This window comes from Cohnella luojiensis, assembly GCF_004564235.1.
Lineage (GTDB): Bacteria > Bacillota > Bacilli > Paenibacillales > Paenibacillaceae > Cohnella > Cohnella luojiensis.
In genome coordinates, this window is sequence record NZ_SOMN01000014.1 from 97,275 (window position 1) to 107,491 (window position 10,217).

A 10,217-nucleotide genomic window follows, 5' to 3' on the forward strand; every position below is an offset into this window, starting at 1 on the left:
GGATATTATCCTACATAAATCATTGTCCGTTCGTTTAGAATAAAAAGAACTTGAAAGGAGGAACCGAGATGAAACGTGGATCTCGTGAGTTAGCAGCGGTAATCGCAATGATTATGTTAAGTCTATTGTTGAATCGGCCTCTCCATAGCCATGCTGCGGAGAAGCCCGTGAAATCCGTGATTTCCCTGACGGTCCGGTCAAGTTTAAACGCAAATTCAATGAGCAGGCTGGATATAAACAGTCCCCGCATCTCCAAGGCTCTTCTCCATGCGAAAAAAGAGGCAGGCGCTAAAGCCTCCCTCTGGGTGGATATGAATGTGACGATAAAGAGCGGAAGTAAAGAGCAGCAATTCCAAATTGATCGATCCGGAAATCTGTGGGAAGTATTATCCGAAAAGCGGCTTATCCTGCCTGCCGCGGTCACGAGCAAGCTATCGGCATACGCAATGGCGCTTAGAACGCAGCATTTCGGGAGCTTAATCCCATGGGAGCAGGCAAGGGATATCGTAACCCGCAAGAGCATTTTCTCCGTGACTGACTTGGAAACCGGCCTTTCCTTTCGGGTTCAACGCCGAGCCGGAAGCAGTCATGCCGACGTTCAGCCCATTACCAAGGATGACACGGCCGTTATGAAGCAAATTTATGGCGACCAATGGAGCTGGAATCGTCGAGCGATCACCGTGCATTCCCCGCAAGGCAGGCTCGCCGCATCCATGAACGGCATGCCCCACGGGGGAGACGGTATACCGGAGAACGGATTCTCCGGACACTTCTGCATTCACTTCAAGGATAGTACTTCGCATAAATCCGATACTCCCGATCCGGCTCATCAATTAATGATCCGTAAAGCTTCGGGAGATGTCAGATCTTATCTCGATTCCGCAGAACCGAGCTTGCTGGCAGAAAGCTTCGTCGAAGCATTGAATCAGAAGGATCCGCAATTACTTGCGCAAGTATGGGAAGACATACCGGACGATAAATTGTCGCATTTCGTACGCGAGATGATTACGCTCTCTTCCATCCGGATTAAGCGGTCAAGCAAATCGCAAACAACCGATGATAATATTCCGCTTGATAATGTCATCTTAGAGACGGAAATCACGCTGCCTATTGCCATTTATAGCCAAGGTAAACCGGAACGGAACACGGTTTACGGCTTTATTTTTCGATGGCAGTCTCCGCGCTCTCCTTGGGAAATCGAAGATATTCGGACCGACTACTCCAGCTTAATGCCGTAGATCTTGCCTCCGCGAGAAGCGACGACGGCATAATTGTTGAAGATCGCAGGAGAAGACTCGATGTTCGTCCCGATTTTCAGGGTGCCAAGCACCTTGCCATCGTTAGCGGAGATGACGGAGACGGTACCGACCGAATCCGCTTGAATCAGATAAGCTTTGCCTGATTTGTCGTAAACGTCCACAGGGGAAGACCAAGCGTAGTTTTTCATCGTATGTCTCCATGCTTCCTTGCCGGTTTCTTTATCAAGAGCCACCATCAACCCGCCGCTGAAAGTTCCGTAACGGGCGATCGTGAAGATAACGAGATTGCCGATCTCCTTCTTTCCTAGAACGGGCGTTGCTAGAAGACCGCCGTTAATCGGATGGGTTCCGGTTAACGAGAAGCTAGCGTATTTGTTCTGCCAAACTACCTTGCCCGTAATCCCGTTGATTTTCCGAATATAGGAGTTTCCTGATCTCCCCTGCTTATCGACTTCGGTACCGGTATATAAATAGGGTACTCCGCCTTCCGCTTCGATCACGATCGTGGCATCGGTATCGTCGATCGGCGGCAAATTCCATTCCGGAGCATAAGTCTTGAGATTCATGGCTTGCACGCTGCCCCCGTTATCTCCGAAGTAAGCTAGATCGCCGTAAATGGCCAAGGAATTCTCGATCCCTTGATAGTTGTTGCCCGGAATCTTATATCGATATTTGCTGATGACAGGATTGATTTTGATCGATTTGCGAACCGGATCGAATGTCGTGTTCAGCTTTAGATGATAGACCAGACCGTTCTCGCCTCCGACGGTTAGCGTATCGTCCAGCCTATTGAACATCGCCGAGCTATCGAACGCTCCCCAAGTACGGTAAGCGAACTTGTCTTTTCCGTTCACGCGGAGCAGACGCTTCTGATCAGTAAGACTGTATAGGTTAAAACCGATCGTGCCGTTCTCCGGGATCCCTTCTCCGACATAGAGAAGCGGATAACCGCGTGCATCTACGGAGACGCTTCCCTTAATGGGATTGCCGACTTTGATGGGACTGCGCGTTTCCTCGCCCGTCTCGAGCTCAATGAAATAGACATAGCCGTCCAGAGAGCCGTAGATCACTTCGGTAAAGTCCGGTTTTGAGAGAAACTTCGCTTTTACGTTCATCGCGCGGAGAACCTCCGTCGGCCATCTCACGATGGCTGGCTGCCCCGTCCATCCCGCGCCGCCTCCCCAAGAGCTTGACTTCGTCTTCTTCTCCCACGCGATCTTCGGACGAACGAGTTCCATGTCCGTCGTCCCAAAGGAAGGCGCACTGCGTTCATTGTTCCCCCGAAAGGTGAGAATCCCTTCAACCAAGCTATATTGGTCCGGGAACGATTGAGGCTGCGCTGGTTTAGCGTTCCATTGATAGGAAAATAGACCTCCTGCTTGGACGAAATTCTGGTACAGACAGATTAGGACTAGTGCGAGGATGTAGGTCTTTTTTCCGCGGGACATCTCTATTAATTCCCTCCTTATAACGGATTATTAAATAGATTGTACCCACTCGGTTTCGAGAAGCTTGTCAAACGGTCGGCGAGATTTACGGGATCATTTGTCGTATTTATGGAAAGGATATTCAAGATTACGACAAAGGAGGTTGAGATCCATGAGCATTGAAAATAATAACGATGAATCCTACAATGAAGCATCCGTACCGACTCCCCAAGACAAACAGGATGCCTCTCCGATCGATATGGTTAGCGATGCGGTAGAAGAAGTGATTTTCGGGGAAAAAATTTCACATCCCGTTAACACAAAAGCGGAATAGCGATGAAGGCTTGTACGTACTATGATTAAAAAGGAGGTGTGAGAGCTCATGTATTATGATGAAGACCGGGTTCCCTATGAGGAGCCGGATGAGGAAGTCGAATACTCCAAAAGCTAAAAAAGCCTTGTCAAATGACAGAGCTTTTTTTATATGTAAAACCTCGATTACGCAAATATAGAAATAAGAAAAAAGCAACCTCCGATAAGGAAGTTGCTTTCTCGTTATTCAAGCTACGCGTTGGCGACCTTGAGGCGAATTTCAACGCAGGTCCCCTCCCCAATCTTGCTGATAATCTGCATCGTTCCTTTGTGGTTGGCGATAATCCTCTGGCTCACCATCAACCCTAACCCGTTACCGGAAGGTTTGTTTGTAAAGAACGGCTCCCCGAGACGAGTCATATCCTCCGCGGATATTCCGCTTCCTTGGTCGATAATCCGGATGATAACAACATGTTCAGGCTGTTCATGTTGCGCTTCGATCGTGATCGTTCCGCCTTCCGGCATCGCCTCGATTCCATTCTTGATGACATTAAGGAATACTTGCTTCAGTTGATTTGATTCCCCGTACAGCATCGGAATCTCTGCGTCGAACCGGGTTTCGAACTGAACGTTAATGAGGTTGGCATGCGAGTCCAACAGGGTAATCATATCCGTCAGAATGTCTTGAATATTCACGAGCTGATACTGGTTCACTTGCGGCTTAGCCAATACGAGGAATTCGCTCACGATAAAGTTAATGCGATCTAGCTCAGTCAACATGATATCGAAATAGGATTCGGACAATTTGCCGTGTTGTTTACTCAGTTGCACGAATCCTCTTAACGTCGTGAGCGGGTTCCGGATCTCATGGGCAACTCCGGCTGCCAGCTGGCCGATGACGGAAAGCTTCTCCGAGCGTCGGATGACCTCTTCGGTTTGCTTCCTAGCGCTAATATTCCGGGTGATTTCCGCCACCGCTACGGTCCGTTCTCTCTCATCGCGGATTGGGGATATCGTAATACTTACGTCGATCGACTCTCCGTTCTTCCTATTACGTACGGTTTCGTAATCGGCAACGGAACTCCCGCGTTCAATTTGCTTGCGAATCTCTTCATTCTCCTGTTTCTGGTCTTCCGGTATATGATCCAACAACATTCGATGCATCACGTCTTCGCTGCTCCAGCCATACATGCTTTCGAACGCATGGTTGACTTGGATGATTCTTCCTTCAAGATCCGTAACATGTATCGCATCAGAAGTATGATTGACGAACGATTCCAAATATTCCTTCGTGGTCCGGAGCTCCTCCGCGGAATCCCGAAGCCTCCCCATGTACGTCTCAAGATTATCCGCCATCATATTGACCCTGGAAGACAATATGCCTAGCTCATCCTTGCTTCGGATGGAGATCTTGCTGCTGAAATTCCCTAATGCGATTTCGTTGACGTTATCCAGAATGTGCCGGAGTGGTCGGATCATGAATCCTGCGATAAAATAACTGGCCAGCCATGACGCCACAATTAAGCAGAGGGAAATGACGGAATGAAGGAACAGCTGACGGTTCAAGGTTTGCTTGATCACGCCATTATCGAAATTCACGCCAATGACGTAAGGCGTACCATCCTTAAGCGGGATGAAACTCTTCATAACATTTATGCCTTCACCATAAAAAGTGGACGTTATCAGCTCGCCAGTCTGCATAGCACGCTTCACGTTTTCCACGTCGTTGTTCTTATCCTCGTAATTATATTCGCCGAACGGGATGGCGCGCACATCCAGGTTATGGATGATTTGTCCTTTCTTTACCTTCAAGATTTCAGGTTTACCGAAAAACTCCGGATCGAATCCGGTTATTCCCTTAATATCCGGATTGTCTGCCATTAGATTGCGGATAAGAGCATTCGTTCCGACATTGTTGACATAATCGAGGAATACCTGGGCGTTTACGTAAGGATTAATCATGTAATCGGTCGTTCCGTCGTAATAATTGCCCCACTTGTTCACATGGGTTGGATCGGACGTTGCGTATTGGTAAGGTCCGGACCAATAATTTGGCAGCTTCTGGCCCTGTGGAATCGTTACGGCTTGATGGTCGAATAATTGATTATAAGCCGTATACCAATAATCCCACGTCTTCGAGCCCAAATTAAGCTCTTCCGGATCCGAAGACTTGAGCACGACGATATCGTCGGCCGTCCGCTTCCATAACGAAATATGGTCGATCCCCAGCTTACGGCTGAGCGAGACGAGTTGCTCGTTGCTCACCTTGTCGATACGCGGATCGAGCTCGCTCTTTGCGGCGACGGCAGCCGCCCTCAGCTTCTCACCAAGCGTATCCTCCATGTAATTCAAGGATTTTTCCGCAGCTTCCAGGCTTGTCCCGATCTGCTTCGCGATCGTAATCATATCCTGTTTGGCGTTCTCCTCGAGTTCTGCCTTGGAAGAGTAATAGTAGATGGAGATATTCAAGGAAAGAACAATCATAACGATGATGGATATCAGCAGCGATAGCTTGGCTTTAATGGACACGGCAGTTGCCTCCGGTATAAATCTAAGATGATCTATTATCAATTAGACAAAGTTCGACAAATTCCTCTCTGGCTAAAAATTATTATATGACATTTGTCATATCCATCTGCTGACACTTATGACTAACGGAAATCGGTTACAAACCCTACAATTAAGCTTACAGTCGCCATTCTGCCGACCTGGAAACCTTTACGATAATCATTCCGCTTCCATCACAAGGAGGAACCCATGACTACACCCAACCATGCACAATTGAAAAAAGGCGTCGCTCCTTATGAGAAACCGAATACGAAATCCAGCGTGAGGCAATTATTAAATACGATGCCTCCTTTTTTCCTGCTATGGGCCGCATCCTATTTGAGCTTGTCCGTCTCCTATTGGCTCACCCTTATGTTCGCCGCTCTTGCAGCGGGCTTCACGATTCGTCTCTTTATCGTTTTTCACGACTGCTGCCACCAATCGTTCTTCAGAAGCCGCAAAGCGAACGAAATACTCGGCACGATTACCGGAATACTCACACTGTTCCCTTACCACCAATGGAAACGCAGCCACTCCATCCATCACTCCACGAGCAGCAACTTGGATAAGCGCGGAATCGGGGACATGTGGTTATATACCGTTGACGAATATATCGCGGCTTCCAAGTGGAAGAGAATATATTACCGTATCTACAGAAATCCTCTAGTCATGTTCGGAATCGGTCCTATCGTCACCTTCCTTATCCAATATCGCTTTAACGTGAAAGGTGCTCGTCGCGAGGAACGTATCAATACGTGGATAACCAACGCAGGCATCATCGTCCTTTACGGCTTGTTATGCTGGATGCTCGGATGGCAGAATTTCTTGCTCGTCCAAGCTCCCGTCTTCTGGATTTCCGGAGCACTGGGAATATGGTTATTCTACGTGCAGCATCAATTCGAAGATTCCTACTTCGAGAACGATGGAGAATGGAGTTACGTGAAAGCCGCCGTAGATGGCAGCTCTTATTACAAGCTTCCTAAAGTGCTGCAATGGATTACGGGAAATATCGGATTTCACCATGTCCATCATCTAAGCCCAAGAGTACCGAACTATAATCTGGAGAATGCCCATAACGCCGTCCCTCCCTTGCAGCATGCCACTACGATCACCCTTGCCGCCAGCTTCAAGGCGCTTCGTTTCCGGTTATGGGATGAACAGAACAAGACATTCGTTGGCTTTAAGCAAGTCAAGCATTTGCTTGGCAAGGCCAACGCAGCTACTTTGGCGGAAGCCTCGAAAAAAACCGATACGTCGATTAGCGGAGAAGTAGCCTGAAATCTGATACACTAGGTTGAGGAAACTACCTTCGCAAATAGGAGCGTTACCGATGTTCAAGCGGTTAAGGAAAATTCAAATATTCCCGAAAACCACGGGAATAAGCCCATATGTTTGGCTTATGTTCAGTATTCTGCCGTTTTATTTCATCTTCAGGTCTTCGTCCGATATCGAGATCGCGACGGGGATCCTGATGATCGTATTGTTCTTCTTCTGCTACCGGATCACCTTGAACGCCAAGGGGTGGCCGGTATATGTCGGGACAAGCGTTCAAATCGCGGTATCCATCGCGATGACCCTGCTGTTCAGTTATGCTTACTTCGCTTTTTTCCTGGCCTTCTTCATTGGGAACATCCATAATAAGGCCGGGTTTATAACACTGTACACGGTCAATATCGTCACTACCTTCGTTACCGTCAATTTAGGCTTTATTTTGCAAGACAAATTTTTCATTACTCAAACCCCGTTTATCCTAATTAGCCTTATCGCCGTTATTCTGCTCCCTCTGGGCAGCTATAACCGCAACAAACGCGGCGAGCTTCAAGAGCAGCTCAAGGACGCCAACTTACGGATCTCCGAGCTGGTAAAGCTTGAAGAAAGGCAACGAATCGCCCGCGACTTGCATGATACGCTAGGCCAGAAGCTCTCTCTTATTGGCTTGAAGAGCGATTTGGCCCACAAGCTCATCTCTAATAACCCGGAACGAGCACGGTCGGAGATGAAAGACGTCCAGCAAACCGCGAGAACCGCTCTGCAAGAAGTCCGGCTCCTCGTGTCCCGGATGAGAGGAACCAGGCTCGAAGAAGAGATCATCCGTATCCGGCAAATCCTGAAGGCAGCTCAGATCGAGTTCCATATTGAAGGAAATCCGGTTCTTGCCAACGTCCCGCTATTGTCCGAGAACGTGCTAAGCATGTGCCTGAAGGAAGCCGTGAATAACGTAGTCAAGCACAGCGGTGCAACCGAATGTTCCCTTACGCTTGAAGAGACCCCGACGGAGGTCATCATGAAGGTGAAGGACAATGGCGTAATCCATACGGGAGAGTTAAACTTTAAGCAAGGCCATGGCTTGCAAGGTATGAAGGAACGTCTGGAATTCGTTAACGGCACCCTTGAGATATCCTGTACGGAAGGGACGACTATCAGCACTAGGATCCCTCTGATCATGAAACGCTCGGACAAGGAGGAGAATGCATGATTCGAATCGTCATCGCCGAAGATCAACGCATGCTATTAGGCGCTCTCGGATCCCTGCTGGATCTGGAAGAGGACATGGAAGTTGTCGGGAAAGCCTCCAATGGCGAGAAGGCCATCGAGCTTGTACGCCTTCATCAACCCGACGTATGCATCATGGATATCGAGATGCCCGGCAAGAGCGGATTGGAAGCCGCGGAAGAGTTGAAAGACCTTCCTTGCAAAGTAATCATTCTGACGACGTTTGCCCGCACGGGATACTTCGAACGTGCCATTAAGGCTGGAGTAAGCGGCTATCTACTGAAGGACAGCCCAAGCGAGGATCTCGCCAATACGATCCGTATCGTTCTGTCCGGACGTCGCGTATTCGCGCCGGAGCTCGTTGACGAAGCTTATAGCGGGGACAACGAGAATCCGTTAACGGAACGGGAAAAGGAAGTACTCGAACTGATCGCCGACGGCAAGAATACGAAGGAAATCGCAACCGAGCTGTACTTAACCACCGGAACGATCCGGAACTACATCTCCATCATCCTCGACAAGCTGAACGTCAGTAACCGGGTGGAAGCGATCAAACGGTTTAACGAAAAAGGCTGGTTCAAATGATGCTCAGTTCAGTTTGCTGTAATCCCTCTTCATAATATTCTTGACTAGGCCTGACCATTTGCTATTCGCCGGACAATATTTCGTGGCGATCTTCTCAATCGTCGTATACCCTTTTCCTACGTAATTCTTGGAGAGAAGCTGTCCGAATTTGCGGACGCTATCTCCCTTAGTCTCGAAACTGAAGGCTCTCTTATGAGGATCCGCGCCTGACGCGTTTAACCCAAAGAGATTGTTCTTGTTCTTGGCTAGCCGGCTGCTTCCGTTTCCGCTCTCTAGCTTCATGACCGCAATCGTGAATAAGGCATTGATTCCGTATTCCTCTTCGACCTCCAGTATCGCCTCCTCCAGCCTATGCCCGGCCAGATCCGTCCCATCGAAGATCATGGCGATATCCTCCTCGGAGAGGCCGGAAGCCGTCCCTACGGTAGACGTTGGTTTAACTGGATTTCCGGATTCGGTAACCTGCACATCCTCACTATTCTTCATAACTAGCGGTACTAACTGCTGTAACGGCGTTATTTTAGCAGTCTGAATTTCACCGTCGACTAACTCCGCATAATCCCCATGCACGTATCCCCCGCCGTTTAATCTCAACCAACCATTGTCTATTTTTTGGAGAACCTCCAACAGCGTTCCCATCTGCACGACTTTAAGCACTTTCGATTTCGCATAAGCATTCGCGCGAACGTTTAGATAGTAGGCCGTTACCTTATAGGTTTGAACGGACGAAACGGCTGGCTTCTTAGTAGGAGAAGCCGAGATATGTACTTCGTTTCCTGCATTTTTGGCTATGTCTGGCACTTCTTTAGAGACCTGCGCTGCAGGGCTTGCTATCGGTTCTGCAAGAGGATAAGGCGATATTAATGGGGGATGCGACTTTGGTATGGTCGGGGATTCTGAAGAAATCGGGGTTGATGCATCGTGATTTGCGGAATGGAATCGCATTCCAAGGGTTAGGATCAGGGTCACTCCCAGTCCATAAATGAACAATCGTCTGATTAATTCCCTACGCATGACAACACCTCTTTCATAGAATGGTGAAGGCTAATCGCAGTAATATTGGTTAGATTGTACATATATGCAGTTGAAAAGCTTGTCATTCTTTAAGTGAATAATTATTGTTAATTTGTCGATCCCGGACTATCCAATGGAGGTCTTGGAATGCAAAGAACCCTCTAACCGCGCGGGTTTGAGAGTTTTTTTCATAAGAACTATCAAAAATTAATATTTTCTCATAATTGGCGCGAATGGGACAAAAAGGGTCGAAAGTAGACTGTGGAAAGGACAATGTTAGGAGGGTATACGTTGAACAAAAAGCGCGGTTTCGTCGTAATCGTCATTCCGTTATCGGAGGTTAAGAAGTTCATCGCCATCGACCTCGTGGGAGGGACGCTTCTATATTACGTGCTGAAGCTCCCTCTCCACTCCGTCTACGCGGCTATGGCCGGAAGTATGGTCGGTCCCTACTTGATGATCAGTTTTCGCAAACTCGTGACTTCAGTCGTGAGTTAGAAAACTTCGGATAGGGCGTGGCTTTTGCCATGTTAACTATCGCATATGTTTAGGAAACGGATACAAACAAAAACAACACTTC

The 10,217-nt window shown here is 48.3% G+C and carries 9 protein-coding genes; 6 read left to right on the forward strand and 3 right to left on the reverse strand.

Annotated features, from left to right (window positions below):
• Window positions 1–68: 68 nt before the first annotated feature.
• Window positions 69–1,238 (forward strand): hypothetical protein, encoded by a 1,170-nt coding sequence (locus tag E2980_RS12075; protein WP_135152423.1) that lies wholly within the window; start codon window positions 69–71, stop codon window positions 1,236–1,238.
• Here the strand turns inward: E2980_RS12075 and E2980_RS12080 are convergent.
• Complete coding sequence (locus tag E2980_RS12080; protein ID WP_135152424.1) at window positions 1,217–2,707, reverse strand: outer membrane protein assembly factor BamB family protein; 1,491 nt, start codon at window positions 2,705–2,707, stop codon at window positions 1,217–1,219. The genes E2980_RS12075 and E2980_RS12080 overlap by 22 nt on opposite strands.
• A gap of 151 nt (window positions 2,708–2,858) precedes the next feature.
• Here E2980_RS12080 and E2980_RS24220 point away from each other — a divergent pair, with 151 nt between their 5' ends.
• On the forward strand, window positions 2,859–3,020 hold the full coding sequence (locus E2980_RS24220) for a hypothetical protein (protein WP_167747097.1): 162 nt from the start codon (window positions 2,859–2,861) through the stop codon (window positions 3,018–3,020).
• Window positions 3,021–3,250: 230 nt separating this feature from the next.
• Here the strand turns inward: E2980_RS24220 and E2980_RS12085 are convergent, their stop codons facing one another.
• Complete coding sequence (locus E2980_RS12085; protein WP_135152425.1) at window positions 3,251–5,527, reverse strand: PAS domain S-box protein; 2,277 nt, start codon at window positions 5,525–5,527, stop codon at window positions 3,251–3,253.
• 228 nt (window positions 5,528–5,755) lie between these two features.
• Between E2980_RS12085 and desA the strand changes: the two genes are divergently transcribed.
• From desA to E2980_RS12100, 3 genes are read left to right on the forward strand one after another with little or no spacing between them, the layout of a single operon-like run.
• Entirely contained in the window at window positions 5,756–6,823 is a 1,068-nt protein-coding gene (desA, locus tag E2980_RS12090; RefSeq protein ID WP_135152426.1) for a Delta(5) desaturase DesA, read from the forward strand.
• A 52-nt stretch (window positions 6,824–6,875) separates the two neighbouring features.
• On the forward strand, window positions 6,876–8,021 hold the full coding sequence (locus tag E2980_RS12095; RefSeq protein ID WP_135152427.1) for a sensor histidine kinase: 1,146 nt from the start codon (window positions 6,876–6,878) through the stop codon (window positions 8,019–8,021).
• Entirely contained in the window at window positions 8,018–8,623 is a 606-nt protein-coding gene (locus E2980_RS12100; RefSeq protein ID WP_135152428.1) for a response regulator transcription factor, read from the forward strand. Before E2980_RS12095 ends, E2980_RS12100 begins: the two co-directional genes overlap by 4 nt.
• Window positions 8,624–8,626: 3 nt before the next feature.
• Here E2980_RS12100 and E2980_RS12105 read toward each other — a convergent pair whose 3' ends face one another.
• Entirely contained in the window at window positions 8,627–9,637 is a 1,011-nt protein-coding gene (locus tag E2980_RS12105) for a glucosaminidase domain-containing protein (RefSeq protein ID WP_135152429.1), read from the reverse strand.
• Between the two features lie 291 nt (window positions 9,638–9,928).
• Between E2980_RS12105 and E2980_RS12110 the strand changes: the two genes are divergently transcribed.
• On the forward strand, window positions 9,929–10,135 hold the full coding sequence (locus tag E2980_RS12110; protein WP_135152430.1) for a hypothetical protein: 207 nt from the start codon (window positions 9,929–9,931) through the stop codon (window positions 10,133–10,135).
• Window positions 10,136–10,217 lie beyond the last annotated feature (82 nt).

Coding starts and splice junctions, on each gene's coding strand:
- E2980_RS24220 (WP_167747097.1), top strand. CDS start 2,859: ATGAGCATTGAAAATAATAACGATGAATCCTACAATGAAGCATCCGTA.
- E2980_RS12100 (WP_135152428.1), top strand. CDS start 8,018: ATGATTCGAATCGTCATCGCCGAAGATCAACGCATGCTATTAGGCGCT.
- E2980_RS12075 (WP_135152423.1), top strand. CDS start 69: ATGAAACGTGGATCTCGTGAGTTAGCAGCGGTAATCGCAATGATTATG.
- E2980_RS12095 (WP_135152427.1), top strand. CDS start 6,876: ATGTTCAAGCGGTTAAGGAAAATTCAAATATTCCCGAAAACCACGGGA.
- desA (WP_135152426.1), top strand. CDS start 5,756: ATGACTACACCCAACCATGCACAATTGAAAAAAGGCGTCGCTCCTTAT.
- E2980_RS12105 (WP_135152429.1), bottom strand. CDS start 9,637: ATGCGTAGGGAATTAATCAGACGATTGTTCATTTATGGACTGGGAGTG.
- E2980_RS12080 (WP_135152424.1), bottom strand. CDS start 2,707: ATGTCCCGCGGAAAAAAGACCTACATCCTCGCACTAGTCCTAATCTGT.